Origin of the sequence: Arthrobacter sp. KNU-44 (assembly GCF_051843155.1) — a bacterium.
Taxonomy (GTDB): Bacteria; Actinomycetota; Actinomycetes; order Actinomycetales; family Micrococcaceae; genus Arthrobacter.
In genome coordinates this window covers 1412216-1434689 of the sequence record NZ_JBPXNG010000002.1, presented here as the reverse complement: position 1 = coordinate 1434689, position 22474 = coordinate 1412216, and the positions used below count along the sequence as shown (strand labels likewise).

At 64.2% G+C, this 22474-nt stretch carries 20 protein-coding genes and 1 tRNA gene; 15 read left to right on the top strand and 6 right to left on the bottom strand.

Annotated elements, in window-relative coordinates; translation table 11 throughout:
• Positions 1-6: 6 nt before the first annotated feature.
• Positions 7-831, bottom strand: a complete 825-nt coding sequence (otsB, locus tag ACSVHC_RS07470) for a trehalose-phosphatase (RefSeq protein ID WP_437772463.1) — start codon at positions 829-831, stop codon at positions 7-9.
• Complete coding sequence (locus tag ACSVHC_RS07465) at positions 821-2311, bottom strand: alpha,alpha-trehalose-phosphate synthase (UDP-forming) (protein WP_439180769.1); 1491 nt, start codon at positions 2309-2311, stop codon at positions 821-823. Before ACSVHC_RS07465 ends, otsB begins: the two co-directional genes overlap by 11 nt.
• 179 nt (positions 2312-2490) lie before the next feature.
• Here ACSVHC_RS07465 and ACSVHC_RS07460 point away from each other — a divergent pair, with 179 nt between their 5' ends.
• Together ACSVHC_RS07460 and ACSVHC_RS07455 are read left to right on the top strand one after the other, a co-directional pair.
• Entirely contained in the window at positions 2491-3369 is an 879-nt protein-coding gene (locus ACSVHC_RS07460; RefSeq protein ID WP_437772465.1) for a DsbA family protein, read from the top strand.
• Positions 3370-3497: 128 nt separating this feature from the next.
• Positions 3498-3571 (top strand) — tRNA-Thr (locus ACSVHC_RS07455).
• Between the two features lie 89 nt (positions 3572-3660).
• On the opposite strand, the gene ACSVHC_RS07450 is transcribed toward ACSVHC_RS07455, so the two are convergent.
• From ACSVHC_RS07450 to mobF, 3 genes are all read right to left on the bottom strand, one after another.
• Positions 3661-4875: a site-specific integrase gene (locus ACSVHC_RS07450; RefSeq protein WP_439180768.1), complete on the bottom strand. Its 1215-nt coding sequence runs from the start codon at positions 4873-4875 to the stop codon at positions 3661-3663.
• Between the two features lie 25 nt (positions 4876-4900).
• Positions 4901-5113 carry a helix-turn-helix domain-containing protein gene (locus tag ACSVHC_RS07445; RefSeq protein WP_439180767.1) on the bottom strand — a complete coding sequence of 71 codons (213 nt, stop codon included), beginning with the start codon at positions 5111-5113 and terminating at the stop codon, positions 4901-4903.
• 112 nt (positions 5114-5225) lie between these two features.
• Positions 5226-8888 carry a MobF family relaxase gene (mobF, locus tag ACSVHC_RS07440; RefSeq protein ID WP_439180766.1) on the bottom strand — a complete coding sequence of 1221 codons (3663 nt, stop codon included), beginning with the start codon at positions 8886-8888 and terminating at the stop codon, positions 5226-5228.
• Between the two features lie 856 nt (positions 8889-9744).
• Between mobF and ACSVHC_RS07435 the strand changes: the two genes are divergently transcribed.
• From ACSVHC_RS07435 to ACSVHC_RS07415, 5 genes are all read left to right on the top strand, one after another.
• Positions 9745-10401 carry a reverse transcriptase domain-containing protein gene (locus tag ACSVHC_RS07435; RefSeq protein WP_439180765.1) on the top strand — a complete coding sequence of 219 codons (657 nt, stop codon included), beginning with the start codon at positions 9745-9747 and terminating at the stop codon, positions 10399-10401.
• Between the two features lie 11 nt (positions 10402-10412).
• Entirely contained in the window at positions 10413-11258 is an 846-nt protein-coding gene (locus tag ACSVHC_RS07430) for a group II intron maturase-specific domain-containing protein (protein WP_439180764.1), read from the top strand.
• Between the two features lie 159 nt (positions 11259-11417).
• Entirely contained in the window at positions 11418-12026 is a 609-nt protein-coding gene (locus tag ACSVHC_RS07425) for an IS110 family transposase (RefSeq protein WP_439181378.1), read from the top strand.
• A gap of 13 nt (positions 12027-12039) precedes the next feature.
• Positions 12040-12552, top strand: coding sequence for a transposase (locus ACSVHC_RS07420; protein ID WP_439180763.1), 513 nt, complete (start codon positions 12040-12042; stop codon positions 12550-12552).
• Positions 12553-13203: 651 nt separating this feature from the next.
• The gene (locus ACSVHC_RS07415; RefSeq protein WP_439181414.1) at positions 13204-13395 is read left to right on the top strand and encodes a hypothetical protein; all 192 of its coding nucleotides are present in this window, start codon (positions 13204-13206) and stop codon (positions 13393-13395) included.
• On the opposite strand, the gene ACSVHC_RS07410 is transcribed toward ACSVHC_RS07415, so the two are convergent.
• Entirely contained in the window at positions 13336-13893 is a 558-nt protein-coding gene (locus ACSVHC_RS07410) for an NUDIX domain-containing protein (protein ID WP_439181377.1), read from the bottom strand. The genes ACSVHC_RS07415 and ACSVHC_RS07410 overlap by 60 nt on opposite strands.
• A gap of 128 nt (positions 13894-14021) precedes the next feature.
• On the opposite strand from ACSVHC_RS07410, the gene ACSVHC_RS07405 reads away from it, so the two are divergent.
• From ACSVHC_RS07405 to ACSVHC_RS07370, 8 genes are all read left to right on the top strand, one after another.
• Positions 14022-14792, top strand: a complete 771-nt coding sequence (locus ACSVHC_RS07405; protein ID WP_439181376.1) for an electron transfer flavoprotein subunit beta/FixA family protein — start codon at positions 14022-14024, stop codon at positions 14790-14792.
• Between the two features lie 14 nt (positions 14793-14806).
• A complete protein-coding gene (locus ACSVHC_RS07400) occupies positions 14807-15793 on the top strand; it encodes an electron transfer flavoprotein subunit alpha/FixB family protein (RefSeq protein WP_439180762.1) in 987 nt (328 codons plus the stop codon).
• Between the two features lie 29 nt (positions 15794-15822).
• On the top strand, positions 15823-16776 hold the full coding sequence (locus tag ACSVHC_RS07395) for a cytochrome b/b6 domain-containing protein (protein ID WP_439180761.1): 954 nt from the start codon (positions 15823-15825) through the stop codon (positions 16774-16776).
• Positions 16777-16792: 16 nt separating this feature from the next.
• Entirely contained in the window at positions 16793-17929 is a 1137-nt protein-coding gene (locus tag ACSVHC_RS07390; protein WP_439180760.1) for an acyl-CoA dehydrogenase family protein, read from the top strand.
• A 205-nt stretch (positions 17930-18134) separates the two neighbouring features.
• Complete coding sequence (mmsB, locus tag ACSVHC_RS07385; RefSeq protein WP_439180759.1) at positions 18135-19046, top strand: 3-hydroxyisobutyrate dehydrogenase; 912 nt, start codon at positions 18135-18137, stop codon at positions 19044-19046.
• Entirely contained in the window at positions 19043-19819 is a 777-nt protein-coding gene (locus ACSVHC_RS07380) for an enoyl-CoA hydratase (protein WP_439180758.1), read from the top strand. Before mmsB ends, ACSVHC_RS07380 begins: the two co-directional genes overlap by 4 nt.
• 41 nt (positions 19820-19860) lie before the next feature.
• Positions 19861-21360, top strand: a complete 1500-nt coding sequence (locus ACSVHC_RS07375; protein ID WP_439181375.1) for a CoA-acylating methylmalonate-semialdehyde dehydrogenase — start codon at positions 19861-19863, stop codon at positions 21358-21360.
• A gap of 105 nt (positions 21361-21465) precedes the next feature.
• Entirely contained in the window at positions 21466-22428 is a 963-nt protein-coding gene (locus tag ACSVHC_RS07370) for an NAD(P)-dependent oxidoreductase (protein ID WP_439180757.1), read from the top strand.
• Positions 22429-22474 lie beyond the last annotated feature (46 nt).

The window sequence follows — 22474 nt, the reverse complement described above, 5'->3', positions numbered from 1 at the left end:
CGAATGTCACATGTGAGATGAGTCTCCCGAGACTTCGCGGCGACGTTCGCGAAGGACCGCTTCCAGGAGTTCGGCGACGTGGACAGGGGCCTCGACGCGGAACTCGGCCTGGGTGAAATCCAGCCCGACCTTGACCCCGACGTCGCCGGCGCCAAGCCTGGCGATTGCGTCCTCGTCGGTCACGTCGTCGCCGGCGAAAAGGATCCCGGTGGCGGAGGTGGCCTGGCGCAGGAACTCGACGGCCTCGCCTTTGGAGGAGTGCACCACCGAGGTCTCGAGGACCCGTTTGCCGTTTTTGAGGAAGACTCCCGGGCGATCTTCAAGGACCGCTCGGGCAGCGGCGACAGCGTCCTCCGCCACATCATCGTCGGCTCGCCGGGTGTGAAGTACGACGCCGGCAGGCTTGTCTTCGAGGACGGTCCCCGGAGCTTCCTGCGAGATTCCGGCCAGGACCTCGCGGACTTCGGCAAGGAGATCCCTTTGGGCGTCGTCCAGTTGGAGTTCCGCCGAACCGGGGCCCATCCAGGCCTCGGCGCCATGGCTGCCAATCAGCAGCGTTGCCTCGGGAGGGGAGGCGACCGCCCGCAGGCTGGCCAGTGCCCGACCGGAGATGAGCGCCGTCGTCGTCCTCGGTAGTTTGGCGAGTTCAGCGAAAGCGGCGGCTGAGCGCTTGAGCGGACGCGCGGCGTCGGCGTGGTCGACGATCGGGGAAATGGTGCCGTCAAAGTCCATGGCCACCAAGAGCTGATCGGTCCGGGCGATCCTGCGGACGGCGTCGAGCAGTTCGGGCGTCAGGCTCAGCGGGGGAGTAGCTGCTGTCTCAGGAGTCATCGCGCACCACGGTTTCTGCTAAGGCCGAAAGGAATTCGGCCGACCAATGATCGACGTCGTGGTCGAGGATTTGTTTCCGCATGGACTTCATCCGGCGGCGGGATTCGTTCGGGGGCAGGTGCACGGCCCTCATGATGGTGTTCTTCAGCCCGTCGATGTCGTGCGGATTCATGAGGAGTGCTTGCTTGAGTTGATCGGCCGCGCCCGTGAATTCACTGAGGACCAGCGCACCCGTGTTGCTGGTACGGGCTGTGACATATTCCTTCGCGACGAGGTTCATGCCGTCGCGCAAAGCCGTCACCAGCATGACGTCGGCTGCGAGGTACAGGGCCACCATCTCCTCGATCGGGTAGCTGTGGTGGAGGTAGCGAACGGCGGTGTTCTGCATCGTGTCGTAGCTGCCGTTGATGTGGCCCACGGTGCCTTCAATTTCTTCACGCAGGAGTCTGTACTGCCGCACGCGCTCGCGGCTGGGGCTCGCCACCTGGATCAGTGTGGCGTCCTCCACGGTGAGCCGTCCTTCCTTGAGGAGTTCCTCAAAGGCCTTCAAACGATGGGGGATGCCCTTGGTGTAGTCGAGGCGGTCCACGCCCAGGAGGATGGTTTTGGGGTTGCCGAGGTCCTGGCGGATCTGCCGGGCACGATCGATGATGTCCGGGCGCTCAGCGAGTTCGCTGATCTGATCCACGGCGATGGAGATCGGGAAGGCCTGTGCGCGGGCAATATGTGTGATCCGGCCATCGGTTCCTTTGACGTGGATCTGTTGCTGTTTGACGCTTGCGCCAATGAAGCGGCGTGCCGAGCGCATGAAGTTTGCCGCGTCACTAGGACGCTGGAAACCCACCAGGTTAGCGCCGAGCAGGCCTTCGATGATGGCCTGGCGCCACGGTAATTGGGCGAAGATCTCCGGAGGCGGGAACGGGATGTGGTTGAAGAAGCCGATGCGCAGGTCCGGGCGCGCCTGGCGGAGCATACTTGGCACGAGCTGGAGCTGGTAGTCCTGTACCCACACAGTGGCTCCTTGGTCCGCGTGCTGGATGACAGCGTCGGCGAACCGCCGGTTGACCCGGCGGTAGCTGTCCCACCATGTTCGGTGGAACTCCGGCGGGGCAATGACGTCGTGGTAGAGCGGCCAGAGGGTGGCGTTGGAGAAGCCTTCGTAATAGAGCTCAACATCGTCCGTGCTGAGGTCCACGGGAATCAGGTCCATGCCGCCGTGGCTGAAGGGTTCCAACGCTTCGTCCGGGGCGCCGTGCCAGCCCACCCACGCGCCGTCGGTCTTGGTCATCATCGGCGCGAGGGCAGTCACTAGCCCGCCGGGGGAGCGGCGCCAACCTTCTTCGCTGTTTTCCCCCTCATCGCTGGGGTAGCGGTCCACGGGAAGACGGTTGGAGACCACCATGAAATCGTGTTTCCGGGTCGGTGGAGCCTGTTTGCCTTCGGGTGCGCTGTCGATTTTTTCGCTTGCCGTTTCTTGCATTGCTGCCCCCTGGGGTTGCTTGTGACTCATCTCCCACCCTACCGGCGGGAATCATCAACGACACTTGCTCGTTCCTCAGACTGGAGTCGAAGACCCCAGCAAAGCTGCCGGTCTTCTCCCGTAAACTGGCCCCGTTGCCATTGCTACAACCAACGCCGTCGATCAATCACGAGGAACTGATGAGCCCCGCAAACGAACCACGCCTGTCCAAGGCAGAGCGCACCGCCCAGGCCCGCGAAAAGGCCCGCGAGATCCGCGAAGCTCAGCTGAAGAAGGACAAGCGCAACAAGTTGCTCATCGGATGGGGCATTGTGGTCGCCGTCGTGGCGATCCTCGCGGTCATTGCCCTCGTGGTCACCCAGAACATTGCGAACAATGCCCCGATCGCCGATCAGGGCCCGACGCCGGCCAACGCCAACGTTCACGGCGGCGTGACGCTGCTGAAGGGCACCGATGTGACGAAGGTGGCCGCCGGCACCGTTAGCCTCGCGTCGCTTCCGTCGGCCCCGGCCACCGCGCCCGCCACCGTGACCGCTCCCGGCGCCGAGGCTGAAGCTGGCAAACCGGTCAAGGTTGTGGCCTACATCGACTTCATCTGCCCCATCTGCAAGAACTTCGAGACCACGTACAGCCAGCAGCTGACCCAGCTGCGCAACGACGGCAAGATCACTCTGGAGTACCGTCCGTTCGGTTTCCTGGACGCCAGCTCCAGCACCAACTACTCCTCGCGCGCCGCCAACGCCGCAGCATGTGTGGCGAACACGTCACCTGACAAGTACTCGGCACTCGTGGACCTGCTGTACGCCCAGCAGCCCGCCGAGGGCAGTGCGGGCATTTCGGACAACGACCTCAAGAAGTTGGCCACCCAAGCCGGATCGGCCAACATCGACTCCTGCATCGACAACAAGACGTACCGGCCGTTCGTCAAGGTGGTCACCCAGGAGGCCAAGAATATCGGGATCTCCGGCACGCCCACGGTCTTCATCGACGGCCAGCAATGGGACAACAAGGCGGACTTCATGACCGTCCTGAATGCAGCTGTCGCAGCAAAGAAGTAGTTATCGAGGCCTAGGCCTCCTGCCCGCTGGAATTTCCGTGGGCGGGAGGTCTTGGGCTACCCTTATCTAGCGCTTGCGCGCACCAGCCCCGGCTTGCCGGGGCAACCAGCTCCGGCCTGCCGGGGCGCGCCTCCTTAGCTCAGTTGGCCAGAGCACCGCTCTTGTAAAGCGGGGGTCGTCGGTTCGAATCCGACAGGGGGCTCTTAGTTTGGCTTTGACCTGCGGGTTTACTGCTTTTGGTCAGAGCCATTTGAACTTTTTGGTGCCGGACTCACCTTTAACTCACCTGAATCAGATTTGGAGACCGGTCTTGCCAGGTGCTCCTAGTCCCCCGTTGGCTGCGTCGAAGGCGCCGAGCACGGCCCGTGTGTCGATCGCTTCTTTGTATTCCTCGACGTAGTGCTTTCGAGTCATTGACACCTTGGAGTGCCCTGCCTGGTACGCGGCCGTTTCGGCGCCCATGGTCCGTGCGATGAGAGTCGCGTTGGCCTTGCGGAACGTTTTGAACGTCACCCACGAGTATCCGATTTCGTCAGCCGCTTTGCGCCAGGTCTTGCCGACATTGTTCGGATCGCACACCGTTCCTGTGGATGAGGGAAAGACTAAGTCCAAGGGCTTCCCAGTGGCGTTGCTGCGTTGCCTGAGCTGTCGTCTTCGAAGCGACTCGGCGAGATTTGGCGGTATGGTCACGTAGCGGAATCCGTGCTCGGATTTTGGGTGGTCTTGGATGGTGACACCCCCGGTGGAAGTACGGATGACCGTGGCGTGGACATGGACGGTCGGTGGGTCTGCCTCGAGGTCGACATCAGCCCAGGACAGTGCGAACAGTTCGCCTGGCCGTAGGCCGGTGGTGATGAGGACGTCGGCGATTTGGTGGAGTTCCTGGGACCTCGTGCGGCCAAGCACCGATCCTTGTTCCCAAGCAATGAGCTTGGTCCTCAGATCCAGAAACTGTTCAGGATCCAGAGCTTGAGGCTTTGCCGCCCGACTTCTCGGGATAGAGATACCTAGGACCGGATTGATGCTCACAGCGTCGTGGCGCAGCGCGATTTTGAACATCGACGACAACACGGCCCCGCAAGTGCGGGCCGTAGCCGGGCCGGCCGCGTCGACAACATTTCGAATGAAGTGATCCACGACGCCTGGCGTGGTCTCTCCAATGCGGACAGAGCCGATTCCAGGCAGAATGTACTTCTTGACGCTGAACGCGTACTTGTCTTTGGTCCGCGATGCCTTGTCCGAGCGTTGCAGCTCTGCCAGGTAGACCTCTGAGAGGTCGCGGATCTGGTCTGTTGCGCTGATGACGGCGTTGCCTTGGGTCTGCCTTTTTTGCAGTTTGATTTGGAGATTTCGCCGTGCCGCTGCGGCGGATGGTCCGCGGGCTTCGATTTTTCGCGTTTGCCCGTCGAGGTCCCGGTATCTGGCCCGTGCTCGCCAACTTCTTGCTGTTGCCCGGTCAGTGCGGATGAGACCCCATGTTCCGAGGGGCAGTGGGTACCTGCTCATTTATCGCGTGCAGGTTTTGGGCCGGTTACGGCTCTGCGTGCAGTGACAGCCAGGCAACGAAGTCGCTTTGGCTGATTCGCAGGTGCCTGCCGATGCGGTATGCGTGTGGCCCGATGTGCTTGGCTCGCCACTGGTAGAAGGTCTGTTCGGGGATCTGTAGCTGTGCGCAGATCTCCTTCGGGGTTAGCCACTGTTGGTCAACCTCGACGGGCTGCTTGCGATTTGGCGTCGTCGTCATTGGAGTCTCCGTGGTCTTGGTCACCTGACATACGGCCAGGCTCTGTTCCAACTTCATGGGAGACAAAGGTGCAGACGGCATGACCGTGCGGAGGAGCAGAGTGATTTTGATGTCAGAGCTGCCAACCGACCGTAATGGGGCTGACCTGTCGGGAGACCGAATCTTCCAGCCATTGGCCGGGTCGTTGTTGCCGGTTGGCTTGGGACGAAGCTCGGTCGGCAACGCGCTTGAGTTGTTCGTACTGCGATGACTGTTCCCAATCATGGTCCGCCGGTGCAGGTCCCAGAGGGAGGGGTGAGTCGTCGACACCCCAGCGGTCCCTGTAGATGGCAACCCTGACGACCAGGCGGGCGGTGTCTGTCGCGGTCACGTTCGGCGGGAGCGCTTCGACGAGTCTTCGTTTCCACTCAGTGTCCTGCGTCAAAGCGGCCGACGCGACTTGCTTGGCCCGCTGCCTGATCTTATGGGTTACTTGGTTGATCATGTCAGCGAGGTCGGGCCGGTTCGTATCAATTGGTTCGGGGATGACGGCACGATCGCCGGCTGGCACGCGGGATGAGAAATTGACGAGCCGGGCGTGCAGAACAGCTGCGACGTCCTTTGCGTCGCCGCTTGTTTCCAAAGCGGCCGTGACAGTCCGCTGAGCGCCGGGCCGGCTGGCCGCCGTCGCTCGGCGCCAGGCTGCGACGGCCGCGCCCCACGAGGGGGATTGTTGCAACACCTCATCAATCTCCGGAGTGCGCGCCTTGATGAACCTTGTCAGGTCTTCGGCGGCTGCGATCTGGGCGAGGTAGTCGTATTCGGCGCTGAGCCGTTCCAGGCTATCGGCGCTGGACTGTTCGGCGTTGCGGACTTCGTGAGCGGTTCGTTCGGCGCCTTCTGCCGCGAGCACTTCGGCGAGGATCTCCTGCCATTGCGGCTGCAAGGAGGGCTCCAGCGGTTCGTGGTCGGTTGGGTCGTTTTCGCTGACGTACGCGTGGTTGCCTGAACGGCCGCGGGTCATGCTGACGTAGAGAAGCTCGCGTGTGAGACGTCCTTGGGTGACGACGGTGTGGCCGGTGTCCACCGTGAGCCCCTGCGATCGGTGGGCGGTCGTCGCGTATCCCAGCTCCACTGCAGACTCAACATAGTCTCGATGCAGCGTGACGGCGGCACCGGTGTCCCTGCGGACCGCGGTAAGGGAGCCGTCGCGCCTGCCGACACGTACGACGTCGAGCAGGGTCCCGTTGCGGATGAAGTCACCGTTGCTGTCGGCAACTGTGCGGTCGTTGCGGCGTGCAATGATCATGTCACCGCGCCCGGCACGCATTCCGTCGCCCAGAAGGACCGCCTGTTCGGCATCCACATGACCCTGGATCACGCGGTCGGCCTGGGCACGTTCGTTGAGCATACCGACGGTATCGTTATCCGCCCCGATGAGAATCGACGACCTTCCCGCCCGGATATCGGATTGCCACCTCAGGTAGGCCTGATCGACCATGTCCAGATACTCGCCATGGCGGATCCGCTGGTGCTCGTCGTAGTCGGTGATGGCCGCGAAGTCCCCGGCGCGCAGTTTCAGCGACGCCGCCCGTTCCCAGGCATGCTCGAACCGCCAGATAGTGCTCAGCCGGGCGGTTTTGCCCTGCCGGTCCAGCCAGCCGAGAACACCGCCGGCGTCGATGGCGTCCAGTTGCCCGGGATCGCCCACCAGCAGGACCTTGGCCCCGGCATCCCGGGCCTGATGCACCAAGGCGGACAGCTGAAAGGTCGAGACCATGGAGGCTTCGTCGACGACGACCAACTGGTTCCGATGGAACCGCCATCGGTTCTGCTCGGCCGCCAAGCGGGTGGCTTCTTGCGCCAGACGGGTATTGCTCGCTACAGAGTTACCTAGCCGCTTTTCGGCGGCGAAGAACCGCTCGGCCCGGTGGCTGGCCCCCTCGCCAACTGACTCGAACAGCCACTTCGCGACATTCTCCGTGACCATCGACAGCTCCCGCCCAAGAACCTCGGCGCTCGCAGCCGCAGGTGCCAGCCCTACGACACTGCCGCTTCCGAATTCTGCTTCCCACGCTGCCTTGACCGCGCCGAGCGCGGTGGTCTTGCCGGTGCCGGCCGGGCCGACGACGGCGTCGAGCCGGTTGCCGCTGAGCAGTACCTCAGCAGCGGCAGCCCGCTGATCTTGATGCAGCCCGAAGGTGCCGTGGTGTCGGTATCCGGCGAGTGCCTCCAGGGCGACGGTCGCGCGGATGGCCGGCCCGCCGCCGTCGTTCCTTGCCGCCATAACGGCTTCCTCGCAGGCAACGGTCGACGCGTCGGTGTAGAGAAGGGAACCGTGGAAGTCGAAGACGCTCTGTTTCCCGAGGCGCAGATCGGGCTGCGCGTCCGCGGGGACGCTGTAGCGGCAGTGGTTGAGCCGGACTGATTGGGTTTCGGCGGCGGTGGCGACGGCGTCGATCAGGGCGTTGCGGTCTTCCGGTGTGTGGCAGCGGATCGCTGCGCAGACCCGTTCGGCTTCCGCGAGGAGGTTCCACCGGTTCCAGGTGGCGCGCTTGGTGGCGACGCGCTCCCGGGTGAGCGACGATACAGCGTCCACCCACTCGGCGGTGAAGTCTGACGAGCGGAAAGGGGCAGTACGTGACCTTCGGACGGTGTTGGCCAGCACGAGTCGGGGGTCGAAGCCCTTGGCTTCGGCGTGTGCCTGCCACTGTACGGAGAGTTGGTGCAGGGGCGCGATGGTCTTGGCTTTGGGGGTTCGTGTAGAGAGGGTTGCCTGCTGGCGGAGCTTGATGGTGGTTGTTGTCGTTGGGGGAGTGCCGTGGGTCGCGGTCCATGCGGCCACGAGGCGGTCGGTTTCCTGATCGATGAGGTGGGAGCGGCGAGAGAACTCGCGGATCAGGCTGTCATCGACGCCGGTCAGCTGCGCACTCGGGTTATGCGTGGTGGCTGCGGGCTCGCGGATGTCGGTGTCGGTCCCGAGCTGGCGGTGGAGGGCATCGAAGAGCAGTCCGTTGTAGTGTTCGCTGGCAGCGACGGCGGCCTTGTAGAGGGTCCGGGAGTCCAAGGTGCCCCAGGCGTCGTCGGTGGTCCGTTGGACGCGGTTGGCGATGACCAGGTGCGTGTGGAGCTGCGGGTCCCCGGCCCGTGACTCCCAATGGTCAAACGCCGCCGCGATCGCCCCGCGGGTGTCGAGGCGCGCGACGCCGTTGCGTCCCGCGCGGGTGTGGATGACGAGCTCTTCTATCCAGTCCAGCGTCGCGTTGACGGCGTCGTGGTGGGTCTGCAGGATCTGGTCCTGGATGGACCTGGGGCTCAGTGCCCAAAGTACGGACACGGATTTGGGGACGCTGAACGTGAGATCGAATCCGGCGACAGCGCGGCGCGTGCTGGCTTGTCCCTGGCTGTTTTGGACGAGTGTGGGTTGGCCGTGCGGGCGGCCCAGGGGAGCGCCGGTGTCCGGATGGACGGTTTCGTCGAAGATGGCTTTGGCATCGGTTTCGGTGACTGGGTCGCCGCGGGCTCGGGTGATGCCGCCCAGACCGTTTCCGAGCCAGCGCCCCTGGGGTGTGCCGGCCTTCATGTAGTAGCTTGTGGCGTCCGGGGGAGCGGGCGAGACGTCATCCATCATCGTGGTCTTAAACAGGTACCTCAGACCCGACTGCGCGGAGAGCCTGGCGATGGACATGGTCATGGCCGTCTCCGTGTCCGCCGTCGGCGGTCTCCCTGCCCGTCGCCGCAGCTCGTAGAGCAGAATCGCTGCGAGGTGCGAGACTGTTCGAATTCTTGACCACATTCACCGCAAGTCTTCCCATTCACGTCGGTTCATCAACAACGAGCCCGCCTGCTACATGACACACCGTGAGCCGATGCTCACGGCGCTAGCCTTGGGTGCCAGAGGTGTAGCTGATGCGGGAGTATCTTCCGCGGGCCGAGGGGTGAGAATTGTGGTGCCGTTTGGTGACGTCTATTCACATTGGTGCGGGTGAGCCCGTAGACGGGTATGACGCGGGGTCCGTGGGTGTGCCGGATTGTTGCCATAGAGCAGTGCGCCACGAGGCGCTGTTGTTACGAATGGAGGTGGGAGACCTTCGTCGCTTCGCCGTCGTAGCGGTGGGGTGAAGCTGGAGGCAGCCGTTCTCGGGGATCACCGAGAACCGGTGGGAGCAGCCTCGACAAAGTCGGGCCGATTCAGGACTGCCGGATGGGTCGGGCCCGGTGAGCGAGACGGGAAGGTATACGAGAGGAACCGGTGTCGTTACGCCTCTTCAGGCAACGCCAGCTCCAACCCGGTGGATGCGGGCTGGTATGCGGTGCACGCCCGCCCCTCATTTCGGGCGGGGGACTCCTGGTCCGGCTTGCTTTTCGCGGCCAGGAGACCACGGTGAAAGTCTACGGCGTAGCCGTGGCGATGCCGTGGCGATGCCGCAGGGGTAGAGCCGGGTGCCTAACCCGTTAATCGGACGACAGTGAACGTGGGAACCGTCTGTAACCGTTCCATCACCTGCTCCCGGCCAGGGAGGTGGGGAGATGGATGGGCCTGATGCCGGCCGATGGTTACGGGTGGGGCGGAGCCGCCGTAGTACTCCGAGCCGGGGAAAGCCCGCGCACATGGGGAAGGGCGGCAGCGTGTCAGTTAACGAAAGGTTGCAATGTTCGAAGAAGCGCCGGTGAATACCGGCGCCGTGCAGTGGCCGGATGCTGATTCGGCTTTCTGGACGGTACGAAGCATGCAGATCAAGTTGCATCGTTGGGCGAAGGAGAATTCCTTTCGTCAGTTTGGTGACCTGTTTAACCTTGTCTATGACCCGGCGTTTCTGGTGCACGCGTGGAAACGCGTGTCCTCCAACGCCGGGGCACGGACGCCGGGGGTGGACCGGGCCACGGTGGCCTGGGTCGAGTCCCGGATTGGGGTAGAGGTCTTCCTGGGCCGCGTTCGCGACTTGCTGAAGTCAGGCGAGTTCGAGCCGGTCGAAGTGCGGCAGGTGCAGATACCGAAGGCGGGCGGGAAACTCCGCAAGCTGGGTATCCCCACAGTCGCGGACCGGGTGGTCCAGGCGAGCCTGAAGGCGGTGTTGGAACCCATTTTCGAGGCGGACTTCAAACCGTGCTCGTATGGGTTTCGACCTAACCGCCGGGCCCAGGACGCAATCGCCGAGATCCATTTTCTGGCCAGTCACTGGCATGAGTGGGTGCTGGAGGCCGACATCCAGGCGTGTTTCGATGAAATCGGGCACACGCCGTTGATGGCACGGATACGGCATCGGGTCAAGGACAAGCGGGTTCTGGCGCTGGTCAAGCGTTCTTGAAGGCCGGAGTCATGACGACCACCGGGCATCGAGAGGAAACGCTGAGCGGCACCCCACAAGGCGGGATACTCTCCCCGCTGCTGGCGAACATCGCGTTATCGACGTTGGATGAGCACTTTGATGAGCAACGGCGAGAACAGATGGGAACCGACCAGCAGCGGGCCAAACGCAAGCGCGATGGCCTCGGCAACTGGAAGATCGTCCGCTATGCGGACGACTTCGTGGTGATGGTGTCTGGAGAACGCAGGCACGCCGAGGGGTTGCGGGAGGAGGTGGCCGAGGTGCTCGCCCCGATGGGGTTGCGGCTGTCTCCGGAGAAGACCCGTGTGGTCCACATTGACGAGGGTTTCGACTTCCTCGGTTTTCACATCCATCGCCGACGGAAACGAGGAACACAGAGACGCTGTGTTTACACCACACCTTCGAAGAAGGCCGTCCAGTCGGCCAAGGACAAGGTGCGGCACAAGACGCGCAGGTCAACCCTGCACATGAGTCTGGGAGAGCTGATTATCAGTCTCAACCGGACGTTGCGGGGATGGGCGACATACTTCCGGCACGGTGTGTCCTCGCGGGTATTCCAGCAACTCGACAGCCACGCTTGGTGGCGGATCGTTCGTTGGATACGCACGAAATACAAGGGCAAGAGCCGGGTCAGCATGAACGAGGTACGCCGTCGTTTCTGTGACCAGGGATGGCGGATCGCCCATGAGGGGGTTGTATTCACCGGCGCATCCAGCGTCGCAGTGACCCGCTACCGCTACCGCGGGAGCACCATCGCGACCCCTGGACAACCAAACCGGCAGCCGCCAGTAGCGGCTGACCAGCGGTCAAGACACGTGGAGAGCCCGGTGCGCTGAGAGGCGCACGCCGGGTTCGGCGGGCGGGCCGCAGAAACCCACCGGGAGCAATCCCGGCAGGGCGCTGCGGTCCGACCCAACCGTGGGTCTGTTTCCTGATCAGAGGATCCTCCAAGCGGCGCTGATATGGATTCTCGCTTCAAAGGATGGGTGATTCTGATGGACGTGATGTTCGAACGCGTTGCCGGGCTGGACATCGGGAAGAAATCGGTGACCGTGGGCGTGCGCACCCCGGGGTCGGGCGGTGGTCGTCACGGCGAGACGCGCACGTTTCGGACCATGACGCGCTCGCTAGAGCTGATGAGGGATTGGCTGGTCGGGCAGGGCGTGACGCTGGCGGCAATGGAGTCGACCAGCACGTATTGGAAGCCGGTGTTCTACGCCTTGGAGGAGCGGATGGAGTGCTGGCTGCTCAACGCCGCCCATATGAAGGCCGTTCCGGGCCGCAAGACCGACGTCAAGGACGCGGAGTGGATTGCCCAGCTGCTGGAGCATGGCCTGCTCCGGCCTTCGTTCGTGCCGCCTCCGCCGATCCGCCATCTGCGCCTGCTGACGCGTTACCGGGTGCAGTTGATGGGAGACCGGACCAGGGACGCCGGCCGGTTGGAGAAGATGCTCGAAGATGCCAGCATCAAGATCTCCTCGGTGGCCTCATCCGTGACCACCGTCTCCGCACGCGCCATGCTCGCGGGGCTGATCGCCGGGGAAGCTGATCCGGAGGTTTTGGCGCAACTGGCGAAGGGAAAGATGCGGTCCAAGATCCCTTGACCTGATCGAGGCGTTGACGGGCCACTTCGATGCCGATCATGCCCGGCTGGCTGCGGCGATGCTGGGTCGCCTTGACCGGGTCGAGGCCGCGTTGGCGACACTTGATGCGGCCATTGCGGACGCTTCACGTCCGTGGGCCGATCAGGTTGAGTTGCTGCAGACGATTCCGGGGGTGGGGCTGAAAGTCGCGCAGGTCATCATCGCCGAAACCGGCGGTGACATGTCGCGGTTCCCGTCGGCGGCGCACTTGGCGGCGTGGGCAGGTGTCGCGCCGGCGATCCACGAGTCGGCTGGGCGCAGGACTCCGGCTGGTGCGAGGCACGGAAACAAGTGGCTCACCTCGGCACAGGTCGCGGCCGCGCATTCAATCCTGGACAGCGCCTACTACATGATTGAACGCAACGAGCCGTACCACGATCTCGGACCGGAGTGGCTGCAGCGCCGGCACGAGCAGGCCCGGACCCGACAGCTGGTCGCCCAACTCGAACGACTTGGTCACACCGTGGTCATCGACCCGGCCGCCTGATTCCCAGACCCACCTATTGCCCGGAGCGACACCTCCGGCGGGTCACCCACGCCCTGCTCAGGTTATTCACGGGTCTGTGGAGTTGCGGGATGGGGAGGAGCGAGGAGAACCTTGCCGAGGGGAGTTCGTCTCGGGCCCTGGCCTGTTTTAGGGGTTGCCGAGGCATGTCGCTGGTTCTTGGATATGGATGCTGAGTCAGGTCGAATCAGCCGACAAGTTGTTGCGGCCATGGCGGCGGCTGACTCGGGGAAGAGGAGCGTGGAACGGCCGCCCGTACGAGGGCCGGCTGCAGCAAAGGGTCCCCAGTCCGTCAAAAATGCCGCCGGTCGTGTCAGGACGGGATGTTTCAGATTCTTCAGTGGATCTGGTTTGATTCCGAGGGATTCCCTGAGGCCTTTCGGAGGTGGGGGTTATGCCTGTTCATGCTGCCCCGGGGATGGGTTTTCCTGTTGTGGCGGCGGCCGATGTTGACAGGACAATGGCCGCGTTGTCGGTGACCGACGCCGGCCGGAACCGTGTGTTGGTCCGGTGGATTTCGAGATGACAGCAGGGGACTTGGGCGGTGTTCCGTCCCTCATCAGAGCCGGGTTGGCCGGGGTGGAAGTTCCGGTGAAAGTTGGGATCGAGGCCGCGGGGCATTAGCGCTGGCCTGTGCCCTTGGTGTGGCCGGCCGGCTGGCAGCTGCTGGAGCTCAATCCGGCACATGTGGCTGAACAGCGCAGGGCCCAAGGACGCCGGCGGGTCAAGACCGATGCTCTGGACGTGGAAGCGATCACCGAGCTGTTACCCAGCGGGCGGGGCATTGCTGTGCTTGGCCAGATGGAGCGGGCTTTCCCTGCCTGATAACCGTGGCGCGAGCGGAGGGGCCGGTGACCTTTCCGGGTCCCTGGGCGGCTCCCCAAGCTCGGCGGCATCTGTTGCGCGAAGCACGGGTTCCAGCCAGCGCACCCGGTTGCCGAACCGTCTCACCTTGTGCGAATCCGTCCAGCGGTAGGATTCATGCATCTTGCCGATTCTGAGCCGCCGTTGTGTGGTGACTGCCTTATAAGGGTGAACGAGCCACGGCGCCCCGTCATCGTCGCTTATAACTTGGGCGATTGAGGTTCGGAGATCAAGAAGAGTCGCAGCGTCCAAGCCTGCTTCGTTCAGGAGTTCGTGCAGCGCCTGCTGACGTGGTGAGACCCCCGGTTCTATGTATCCGGATATAAAACCCCACAGGCCCCGATCGTGGTCTGAATGCGGGCTTCGCTTGAAGAGCGCAATTTTCCCCCTCCATTCGATGACGACTGCAACTACTGTGCGAGCCGAGGGTATTGAAGGCAAACCTTCGGCCGTAGCCATCGTCTCCAGTTGCGGCGATTCGCTGCTCTTACGTTCTTCCCGCAAGTTGGACTCCCTCCTTGTCTTTTCTATCATATTAATGTTAGCTATATTAAAGTCATTGCGAGAGTAAACAAAGGAGCTGCGTGGTGAAGATTGTGGTGTTGGTGAAGCAGGTGCCGGATACCGAGGAGGAGCGCAGGCTCAACCTTGAGACCGGACGTCTGGACCGGGCGGCCGGAGAAAGCGTCGCCGACGAGATCAACGAGCGTGCCCTGGAAGTGGCGCTTCGTTACAAGGACGGCGATAAGAAGGGCACCGAGGTCATCGCGCTGACCATGGGTCCGGAAGGAGCTCGGGACGCATTGCGCAAGGCCTTGTCCATGGGCGCGGATTCGGCCGTGCACGTCCTTGACGATGCGCTGGATGGCGCCGACATTGCCCGTACCGCAGCGGTGCTGGCGGCCGCCATCAAACATACAGGCTTCGACCTGCTGGTCGCCGGCAACGAGTCCACCGACGGCCGCGGAGGTGTGGTGCCGGCGATGGTCGCCGAGCATCTTGGGCTGCCGCTTCTACCCTCGCTCAAATCGGTCGACATCAGTGAGGCATCGGTGAGCGGCGAGGTCGCCCTCGAGAACGGATCCCTGGCGGTGAGTGCGTCCCTGCCGGCCGTTCTCTCCGTGACCGAACGCGCCGCCGAAGCCCGTTTCCCCAACTTCAAGGGCATCATGACGGCCAAGCGCAAGCCTGTGGCCACCCTTTCACTCGCGGACTTGGGCCTCGAACCCGTCGCGCCGGCCGCCGTCGTGCTCTCCACGTCCGAACGTCCGGCCCGTACCGCCGGCAAGAAAATCTACGACGACGGCAACGCCGGCAACGAGCTGGCAGACTTCCTCGCCGCCGGCCGCCTGATCTGAACAAGGAGACCGACATGGCAAACGTACTGGCACTCATCGAAATCTCATCCATCGGCGCCACCTCCAACACCGCACCGGCTGTCATCGCTGCGGCCGCCAAGCTCGGCACTCCGGTCGCCGTCCTGGCCGTCAGGCCCGGCGAGGGAGCAGGCCTCGTGCAGCAGCTCGGGGGATTCGGCGCCCAGCAGGTTTACCTGGCAGAAAGCGAGAGGACCGGAGAAGTGCTCGCAGCGGCCCAGCTTGCTGCCCTCTGCGCGGCGGCCGAGGCACTGGCCCCGATCGCTGTCGTTGCCGCGAACTCGGTTGAGAGCCGCGAAACCGCTGCACGCTTCGCCGTTCGGACCGGGGCCGGGCTGCTGGCGGACGCCGTCGACGTCGCGCTCTCGCCCGAAGGCACACCGGTCGCATCCCACTCAGTCTTCGGTGGCTCCTACAAGGTGGAATCCGCAGTGCAGGGCAGGGCAGTGGTCATTACGCTGCGCCAGGGCGCACTGGAGGCGCGGGCACCGGCCGCCGTCCCGGAGGTCACCACCGTGTCGTTGGAGGTCGGAGCACCCAATGCCGCTGTGATCGAGCAGGTCCACCCCGCCGCGGCCGATTCGGGCCGCCCGCCGCTACGAGGGGCCGCGACGGTGGTCTCCGGCGGGCGGGGACTGGGCTCGAAAGACAACTTCGTGCTGGTCGAGCAGCTGGCGGACGCGCTGGGGGCCGCAGTGGGTGCATCCCGCGCCGCCGTCGACGCCGGGTACGTCCCGCAATCCCACCAGGTGGGCCAGACTGGTGTGGCGGTTTCCCCGCAGCTCTACGTCGCCCTGGGCATTTCCGGGGCCATCCAACACCGTGCTGGCATGCAGACATCCAAGACCATTGTGGCCATCAACAAGGACGAAGATTCGCCGATCTTCGAGGTCGCCGACTTCGGGATCGTCGGCGATGTCTTCACGGTGGTTCCTCAGCTGATCGAGGCCATCAAGGCTCGCCAGCTGGCGGCGGCACAGTAGCCCGGGACCGCGGAAAGGAGCGCGGAGTCATGGCGACCCCAACCAAAGAGCCGACATCACGGCCGAAGACCAGGCGCATGCCCGCCCCGCCCTGGGCGAAGGCTGCGGCTGCCGTAGCGGCCGTGGTGGTGCTGCTGCTGGCAGTGTTCCTGTTGGCCAGGTGGCTGCGGACCCTGCCGGCTGTGGAATCATTCCTCCTGCAGTATCCGGGCCACACCGAGCTGCCGGACACCGCCCCGACGGGCCTCCCGGCGTGGCTGGGCTGGCAGCACTTCCTGAACGTCTTCTTCATGGTGCTAATCATCCGGACCGGCTGGCAGGTGCGCACCACGGCTCGGCCCAAGGCGTACTGGACCCGCAACAACAAGGGCCTGTTCCGGACGAAGAATGCGCCCAAGAAGATCAGCCTGGATCTGTGGCTCCATCAGTGCCTTGACGCGCTGTGGGTGATCAACGGCCTGGTGTTCATCGTGCTGCTGTTCAGCACCGGGCAGTGGATGCGGATTGTGCCCACCGGCTGGGACGTGGTGCCCAACGCCTTGTCCACCGCGCTGCAATATGGGTCCTTTGACTGGCCTCTGGAGGACGGCTGGGTGAACTACAACAGCCTGCAGGTCCTGGCCTACTTCACTACGGTGTTCATCGCCGCACCGCTGTCCATGATCACCGGGCTGCGGATGTCCGGGGCCTGGCCACAGGATGCCCAAGCGCTGAACCGGATCTACCCCGTCGAGGTCGCCCGCGCAGTCCACGTGCCGGTCATGGTGTGCTTCGTCATTTTCATCATCATCCATGTCTCCCTAGTGCTGCTCACCGGAGCGCAACGGAACCTGAACCACATGTACGCCTCGAGGGACGACGCCAGCTGGATCGGCTTCTGGATTTTCGCGGGCTCGCTCGCCGCGATCTCTGCCGCCTGGTTCCTGGCCCGCCCGCTTTTCCTGCGGCCCATCGCATCGCTGATGGGCAAGGTCTCCCGCTAGGGAGGAAAGGAACACCATGTTTGAACTCAATGAGGACCAGCAGTCGCTGGTTGCGATGGTGCGGGACTTCGCCAACGAGGCCCTCGCACCCAACGCCGCGAAATGGGATGAGGTGAAGCATTTCCCGGTGGACGTGCTGGCCGAAGCGGGCGGGCTGGGCATGGGCGGCATCTACGTCCGGGAGGAGTTTGGCGGTTCCGGGCTTACGCGCAGCGATGCGGTGCTGATCTTCGAGGAACTGGCCAAGGCCGATCCCACGATCGCCGCCTACATTTCCATCCACAACATGGTGGTATGGATGATCGACTCGTTCGGCAACGATGAGCAGCGCGCAGGGTGGGTTCCGCAGCTGGCTTCCATGGAGGCGCTGGGCAGCTACTGCCTCACCGAACCCGGCGCCGGCTCCGACGCCGCCGCGCTGAGCACCAAGGCCGTGCGCGACGGAGACGACTACGTCCTGAACGGCGTCAAGCAGTTCATCTCCGGCGCAGGGTCCTCCAGCTATTACATTGTGATGGCGCGTACCGCCGATACCGGGAATCGCGGCATCACCGCGATCGTGGTCCCGGCCGATACGCCGGGCCTCTCGTTCGGTGCGAACGAGAAGAAGATGGGATGGAACGCGCAGCCAACTCGCCAGGTGGTTCTTGAGAATGTGAGGGTTCCGGTCGCCAACCGGCTTGGGGAGGAAGGCAGCGGATTTGGCATCGCGATGAAGGGGCTGAACGGTGGCCGGATCAACATGGGCGCCTGCTCCGTGGGCGGCGGGCAGACTGCCTTGGACAAATCGGTGGCGTACCTCAAGGAACGCCAGGCGTTCGGCGGGCCGCTGATCAACCAGCAATCACTGCTCTTCGACCTCGCCGACATGGAAACCGGGCTGGTCACGGCGCGGACGCTGCTGTGGCGGGCAGCGGACGCGCTGGACCGCGGAGCGCCGGACGCCGTGAAGCTCTGTGCCATGGCCAAGCAGGTTGCCACGGACGCGGGGTTCAACGTTGCCAACAAAGCTATCCAGCTCCACGGCGGTTACGGCTACCTGTCTGAGTATGGGCTGGAGAAGATCGCCCGGGACCTGCGGGTCCACCAAATCCTCGAGGGCAGCAACGAGATCATGCGCATGGTTGTCGGGCGCATCGTGGCGGAGGCCTAGACATGGAGCGCGGCCACCATGGAAGTGGTCTTGGCTCCCGACGTCGCCCAGTACTTCGCGCACCTGGGGCCCCGCGAACTTCGCCTGGCCACTGCGGTTTCCCGGGCGACCGCCTGAACGCCACACACTACCGCCGTCACAACTGTGCATCTCCGCTGCACGGCACCATTGCGCACCACTACTTTGCGAGGAGAAGGAGTTTTTGATGGTTAAGAAGATAGCTTTCATCGGCCTGGGCCACATGGGCGGTCCGATGGCCGCGAACCTTGTCAAGGCCGGCCACCGCGTGTCCGGTTTCGACCTCGCGCCGGAGGCACTGGAGACGGCCCGCACGCAGGGCATCGAGATCGCTGCGTCCGCTGCCGCGGCCGGAGCCGGCGCCGACGTCGTCATCACCATGCTCCCGGCAGGGCGCCACGTACTCGGCGCCTACCAAGGCGAGAACGGGCTGTTGGCCGTTGCTGGCCCGGGAACGCTCTTTCTGGAATGCTCCACGATCGCCGTCGAGGACGCACGCGCCGCCCATGAGCTGGTCGCGGCGGCCGGGCACCGGGGCCTGGACGCCCCCGTCTCCGGCGGCGTGGGCGGGGCCGCGAACGGCACCCTGACCTTCATGGCAGGCGGCACCGCCGAAAACTTCGCCGACGCCGAACCGATCCTGGCCGCCATGGGCACCCGGATCGTGCACTGCGGCGGCCCGGGCGCCGGGCAGGCCGCGAAGGTCTGCAACAACATGATCCTGGGCGTGTCCATGATCGCCGTGTCCGAGGCCTTTGTCCTGGGCGAGAAGCTGGGCCTGTCGAACGAGGCGTTGTTCGATGTCGCCTCAGCCGCGTCCGGCCAGTGCTGGGCTTTGACCACCAACTGCCCGGTGCCCGGACCTGTTCCGGCCAGCCCCGCGAACCGCGGCTACGAGCCCGGTTTCGCCGGCGCGCTGATGGCCAAGGACCTCGGTCTAGCGGTCCAGGCCCTCGAATCCACCGGAGTCCAGGCACGGCTCGTTTCCCTGGCCGAGGAGGTCTACCGGCAATTCGCCGTGGGCGAGGGCGCGGGCCGGGACTTTTCCGGCATCATCAACGAGATTCGGGCCAACTCCAAGACGAAGGAAACAGTATGAGGGAGTACCAGACCATCCTGGTCAAGCAGGACGGCCGCGTCGGCGTCATCACGCTCAACCGCCCGGAAGCGCTGAACGCCCTCAACGCCCAGCTAGGCAGCGAAGTGCTCGCCGCCGCCGAAGAATTCGATGCGGATGCGGGGATCGGAGCCATCATCATCGCCGGCTCGGAGCGGGCCTTCGCCGCCGGCGCCGATATCAAGGAGATGGCGCCCCGGTCCTACATGGAGATGTACACGCAGAACTGGTTTGCAGGCTGGGATGAGCTGGCCAGGGTCCGGACTCCAATGATCGCAGCCGTCGCCGGCCATGCCCTCGGCGGAGGCTGCGAGCTGGCCATGATCTGTGACTTCATCATCGCCGCGGACAATGCCAAGTTCGGGCAGCCCGAGATCAAACTTGGCGTGATCCCGGGCATGGGCGGATCACAGCGGCTGACCCGGGCGATCGGAAAATCCAAGGCCATGGAAATGGTGCTCACGGGCCGGACCATGGGCGCGGAGGAAGCTGAACGCGCCGGCCTAGTCGCCCGGGTCGTCCCCGCCGCCGGGCTGATGGAGGACGCGCTGGCCGCGGCAGCGACGATCGCGGGCATGTCCAAACCGATCTCCCTGCTGGCAAAGGAAGCCGTCAACGCCGCCCACGAGATGTCACTGGCCGAAGGCGTGCATTTCGAGCGCCGCCTGAACCACTCTTGCTGGGCCACCGATGACCAGAAGGAAGGCATGGCCGCCTTCGTCCAGAAGCGGCCAGCGGTCTTCAGTCACCGGTAACAGAGACCACAAATCTAATGCAGCAGAAAGCAGGTAATTACATGGTTCGCGAACTGACCCACTTCATCGGCGGGCAGCACGTCCCCGGTGTCTCCGGAAACTTTGCGGATGTCTTCGACCCCAACACCGGACAGATCCAGGCCCGGGTCCCGCTGGCCGACCGGTCCGAGATGGAATCGGCCATAGCCAATGCGGAAAAAGCCCAGCTGGAATGGGGAGCCTGGAACCCGCAGCGCCGAGCACGTGTCCTGCTGAAGTTCCTTGAGTTGATCAATAAGGACATGGACCCACTGGCACGGCTTCTCTCGTCGGAGCATGGCAAGACTGTTGCCGACGCCAAGGGCGACATCCAGCGAGGTCTGGAAGTCATCGAATTCGCCGCCGGCGGGCCGCACCTGCTCAAGGGCGAATACAGCACGGGGGCCGGCACCGGCATTGACGTGTACTCGATGCGCCAGCCGCTCGGCGTCGTCGCCGGAATCACGCCCTTCAACTTCCCCGCCATGATTCCCCTCTGGAAGATCGGCCCAGCGCTCGCGGCCGGCAACGCCTTCATCCTCAAGCCCTCCGAGCGTGACCCCTCCGTACCGCTGCGCATCGCCGAGCTCTTCCTGGAAGCGGGCCTACCCGAGGGAGTACTCAACGTTGTCAACGGCGGCAAGGAAGCCGTGGATACGCTGCTGGAGGATCCGCGCGTCAAAGCCATCGGTTTCGTCGGCTCGACGCCGATCGCCCAGTACATCTATACGCAGGCCGCGGCCCACGGCAAGCGTGCCCAATGCTTCGGCGGGGCCAAGAACCACATGATCATCATGCCGGACGCGGACCTGGATCTGGTCGCCGATGCCCTGATCGGGGCGGGCTACGGCTCAGCAGGGGAACGCTGCATGGCTATTTCCGTGGCCGTGCCGGTCGGGGAGGAAACTGCCGACGCCCTCGCCGCCAAGCTCACAGAACGGGTGAGGTCCCTGCGAGTGGGCCATTCCCTGGACGAGAAGGCCGACTACGGCCCACTGATTACGGCCGAAGCCGCAGCGCGGGTCAGTGACTACATCCAGATCGGGGTCGACGAAGGCGCCGAGCTGCTGGCAGACGGCCGCGGATTTAGCCTTGAGGGCCATGAAGGCGGGTTCTTCCTCGGCCCGACCCTCTTCGACAATGTCACGCCAGACATGCGCATCTACCGGGAGGAGGTCTTCGGACCCGTCCTGATCATCACCCGGGCGGAAAACTATGAGGAAGCACTGCGCCTGCCCAGCGACCACGAATACGGCAACGGGGTGTCCATCTATACCCGCGACGGCGGCGCCGCCCGGGACTTTGCGACCCGCGTCAACACCGGAATGGTCGGCGTGAACGTGCCCATCCCGGTACCCATCGCCTACCACACCTTCGGCGGCTGGAAGCGCTCGGGATTCGGGGACCTCAACCAGCACGGCCCGGATGCCTTCCGTTTCTACACCAAGACCAAGACCGTCACCTCGCGCTGGCCCTCCGGCATCAAGGAAGGCGCCAGCTTCGTGATACCCACCATGAACTGACGGATCTGGCAGGACTTCGGCCGACTGGCTGCCGCGCCTCTCCGATGTGGACTTAGCGGCGACCTCATCCCAATTCAACTGATTTCGTCCGTCCTAGGAGGAACTATGTCTGTCCAAACCACAAAAACACCGTTGCATGACGCCGCCGGCGGTCCGGCCCCGTCCGACGAACGCAGGCCACGGGTCGGTCTGATCGGGTTGGGCAGGATGGGGATGCCCATGGTTCGCCGGCTCCGGGACGCCGACTATTCGGTCCATGCTTTCGCGCGGCGTCCCGGTCAGGCGGACGAAGCGCATTCCCTTGGCGCCACCTTGGCCGGCTCCCCGGCCGAGGTCGCCCGGGAGGTCGACATCATGATTCTCTGCGCCTATGCCGACCCGCAGGTCCGGGAACTGGCCCTGGGTCCGGGCGGTGTCATCTCGGCGATGAAGCCCGGGAGCATTCTCCTCGTACACACCTCGTGCAGCCCTACCACCGGGGGGGATCTGATACTGGCAGGGGCGGAACGCGGTGTGGAAGTGGCAGACGGTCCCCTCGCTGGTCTTCCCAGTGACGTCGCCGCTGGCACGGTTACCGTACTTCTTGGCGCCAGCGAGACGTCCTTCGAAAGGCTGCGTCCCGTCGTCCGAACCTACGCCAACCCCGTCATTCACGTCGGGAAGGCGGGAGACGGGCACCGAACGAAAATCCTTAACTGCCTCCTGATGGCCGCTCACACCCGGCTGGCCGAGGAAGCGGCATCACTGGCCGTGCATTTGGGGCTGGAACCCGCTAAGGCGCTGCGGGCGGTCACGCGTACGGGTGCCACGAGCGGCATCTTGGAACAGGCCCTCAGCTTCGATGAGGACCCGTCCATGTTCGCAAGCGCCATCCGGCCTTTCCTGGCCAAGGACGTCCACGAGTATGACGACTTCTTCGAAACCGACAAGACTGAACTGGGGCTGCTCGGAACGCTCGCACATCGGGCTGCCGTCAAGGACGACGACGAACGGTCCGAAGCTGCCGCGCAGCGCTTGCAGGACTGGGCCCTAACTCAAGCTGAAAGACGCGGCTCGGAGCGTTTGTAGAACTGCATGCCTCCAGGCTGTAATGACCATCTATACCTGACGGGGA

What these genes read in the sequence shown, in the direction of transcription:
- otsB (WP_437772463.1), bottom strand. Translation starts at nt 831, where the DNA reads ATGACTCCTGAGACAGCAGCTACTCCCCCGCTGAGCCTGACGCCCGAA.
- ACSVHC_RS07465 (WP_439180769.1), bottom strand. Translation starts at nt 2,311, where the DNA reads ATGCAAGAAACGGCAAGCGAAAAAATCGACAGCGCACCCGAAGGCAAA.
- ACSVHC_RS07460 (WP_437772465.1), top strand. Translation starts at nt 2,491, where the DNA reads ATGAGCCCCGCAAACGAACCACGCCTGTCCAAGGCAGAGCGCACCGCC.
- ACSVHC_RS07450 (WP_439180768.1), bottom strand. Translation starts at nt 4,875, where the DNA reads ATGAGCAGGTACCCACTGCCCCTCGGAACATGGGGTCTCATCCGCACT.
- ACSVHC_RS07445 (WP_439180767.1), bottom strand. Translation starts at nt 5,113, where the DNA reads ATGACGACGACGCCAAATCGCAAGCAGCCCGTCGAGGTTGACCAACAG.
- mobF (WP_439180766.1), bottom strand. Translation starts at nt 8,888, where the DNA reads ATGTGGTCAAGAATTCGAACAGTCTCGCACCTCGCAGCGATTCTGCTC.
- ACSVHC_RS07435 (WP_439180765.1), top strand. Translation starts at nt 9,745, where the DNA reads ATGTTCGAAGAAGCGCCGGTGAATACCGGCGCCGTGCAGTGGCCGGAT.
- ACSVHC_RS07430 (WP_439180764.1), top strand. Translation starts at nt 10,413, where the DNA reads ATGACGACCACCGGGCATCGAGAGGAAACGCTGAGCGGCACCCCACAA.
- ACSVHC_RS07425 (WP_439181378.1), top strand. Translation starts at nt 11,418, where the DNA reads ATGGACGTGATGTTCGAACGCGTTGCCGGGCTGGACATCGGGAAGAAA.
- ACSVHC_RS07410 (WP_439181377.1), bottom strand. Translation starts at nt 13,893, where the DNA reads ATGGCTACGGCCGAAGGTTTGCCTTCAATACCCTCGGCTCGCACAGTA.
- ACSVHC_RS07400 (WP_439180762.1), top strand. Translation starts at nt 14,807, where the DNA reads ATGGCAAACGTACTGGCACTCATCGAAATCTCATCCATCGGCGCCACC.
- ACSVHC_RS07395 (WP_439180761.1), top strand. Translation starts at nt 15,823, where the DNA reads ATGGCGACCCCAACCAAAGAGCCGACATCACGGCCGAAGACCAGGCGC.
- ACSVHC_RS07390 (WP_439180760.1), top strand. Translation starts at nt 16,793, where the DNA reads ATGTTTGAACTCAATGAGGACCAGCAGTCGCTGGTTGCGATGGTGCGG.
- mmsB (WP_439180759.1), top strand. Translation starts at nt 18,135, where the DNA reads ATGGTTAAGAAGATAGCTTTCATCGGCCTGGGCCACATGGGCGGTCCG.
- ACSVHC_RS07380 (WP_439180758.1), top strand. Translation starts at nt 19,043, where the DNA reads ATGAGGGAGTACCAGACCATCCTGGTCAAGCAGGACGGCCGCGTCGGC.
- ACSVHC_RS07375 (WP_439181375.1), top strand. Translation starts at nt 19,861, where the DNA reads ATGGTTCGCGAACTGACCCACTTCATCGGCGGGCAGCACGTCCCCGGT.
- ACSVHC_RS07370 (WP_439180757.1), top strand. Translation starts at nt 21,466, where the DNA reads ATGTCTGTCCAAACCACAAAAACACCGTTGCATGACGCCGCCGGCGGT.